2 protein-coding genes and 1 tRNA gene are annotated in these 1,664 nt (G+C 69.8%); 2 read left to right on the top strand and 1 reads right to left on the bottom strand.

Annotation, left to right across the window (positions count from 1 at the left end; translation table 11 throughout):
• Positions 1 to 118 precede the first annotated feature (118 nt).
• Entirely contained in the window at positions 119 to 532 is a 414-nt protein-coding gene (locus ACN6LD_RS23440) for an SsgA family sporulation/cell division regulator (protein ID WP_004002642.1), read from the bottom strand.
• A gap of 191 nt (positions 533 to 723) precedes the next feature.
• On the opposite strand from ACN6LD_RS23440, the gene ACN6LD_RS23435 reads away from it, so the two are divergent.
• Together ACN6LD_RS23435 and ACN6LD_RS23430 are read left to right on the top strand one after the other, a co-directional pair.
• Positions 724 to 1,185, top strand: coding sequence for a TIGR02611 family protein (locus ACN6LD_RS23435; RefSeq protein WP_319194595.1), 462 nt, complete (start codon positions 724 to 726; stop codon positions 1,183 to 1,185).
• 129 nt (positions 1,186 to 1,314) lie between these two features.
• Positions 1,315 to 1,386: transfer RNA gene (locus ACN6LD_RS23430), tRNA-Val, on the top strand.
• Positions 1,387 to 1,664 lie beyond the last annotated feature (278 nt).

The following is a 1,664-nucleotide window of genomic DNA, read 5'->3' as shown; positions in this document are numbered from 1 at the left end:
CCGACGCCGCTCCACGGGTGCCCGTGGAGCGGCGTCGGCGCATGCTCTGTGCGATGGTCTGGCCCGAGCCGTCTCCCCGAGTGGACGGCGCCGGGCGGCTCGGTGTGAGCCCTTCGCCCTAGCTCTCCGCCAGGATGTGCGAGAGCTCTTGGTCGAGATCGAAATGCCGGTGTTCCGTGCCCGGGGGCACGGCCGCGTCCGTTCGCTTCAGGAAGGACTCCAGGGCCCGCGCTGGGGCCTCGAGCAGGGCCTCGCCCTCAGGAGAGCTCAGAGCGATGCAGACGACGCCCTGACCGTGGCTGCGCGACGGCCAGACACGGACGTCGCCGGTGCCCGTGGGCCGGTGCAGGCCCTCGGCGAGGAGGTCGCGGGCGAACACCCACTCGACGGTTTCCTCGGCTCCGGTGTGGAAGGTGGCGTGCACGGCGTAGGGGTCGGCCGTGTCGTACCGCAGGCCTGCGGGGACAGGCAGGGAGGACTCGCTCGACACAACGAGGCGCAGGTGCAGCTCGCAGCTGACCGTGGTGTTCATAAGCGCCAGGGCCTTTCGCTCAGTGTGCGCTCGGGGATTCGCACGTCGGCGAAATCGACATGCCACCTACGGTGCCGTTGTAAACCCCTCTGCGTGTTTTGCGTGCCTTTACGTAACTCATCCGGCCGACAGCGCGTTCGCGAAGTACCACCATTCCGGTGACTGGAATCTCTCGGGTAGGGTCTGGCTGTATGAACACGGGGAGTGACGAGCCGGGTGAGGCTTTCGTGGCCGCGGACGACTCGGTGCCGGAGGGCACGGCGGACGACCAGCGCGGGCAGGGCCTCGGCTCCCGGGCGCCGGAATTCGTCAAAGCGCGCCGGATGCTGCACCTGAGCTGGCAGGTCGGAGTCTTCGTGCTCGGCCTCGCGGTGGTCGGCGCCGGCATCGTCATGCTCCCGCTGCCCGGACCGGGCTGGGTCGTGATCTTCGGCGGCATGGCGATCTGGGCGACCGAGTTCGTCTGGGCCCAGCTGGTACTCCGCTGGACGAAGCGCAAGGTCACCGAGGCGGCACAGCGCGCTCTCGATCCGAGGGTCAGGCGCCGCAACATCATCCTGACGTCGGTCGGCCTGGTGATCATCGGCGCACTGGTGGGCTTCTACCTGTGGAAGTTCGGTCTGACGATGCCCTGGAAGATCAAGGATCAGTGACCGTCGGCGGTTCTCGGGCGGAGAAGGCCGTGGGATCACCGGTCGACGGCCCGCGCCGGCCCCGCTGAACCACCGGTTGTGCCTGGTCACGGCCACCCCCTGACATGGGGTAATGTTCTCCCTGCGTCCGGGCGATTAGCTCAGTGGGAGAGCGCTTCGTTCACACCGAAGAGGTCACTGGTTCGAACCCAGTATCGCCCACCGGAACGTCGGCCCGTCTGCGAATCCCGCAGACGGGCCGAAGTCGTTTTCCACGCGATCCGCGCACCGTCCGTGCGCCCTCGACGGGCCCACCCGAGCACCGCCGTCCCGCCCCGCCCGAGCTGTCCGCCCAGTGCCGCAGAGCCCCGCCGGTCCCGCACCCGTCCAGCCTGCCGACCCGGTGCCCGAACGTCGGTCGCCTGGCGCGGAGGGCCGCCCCGCCGACCTGGCGCCCGAACGTCGGTCGCCTCGCGCTGGGGGCGGTCGGCCCGCGCTCG

It is taken from the genome of Streptomyces sp. SAS_272, assembly GCF_052543235.1.
Note: the sequence above shows the minus strand (reverse complement) of the source record. Positions and strands in the feature narration are given on the sequence as shown.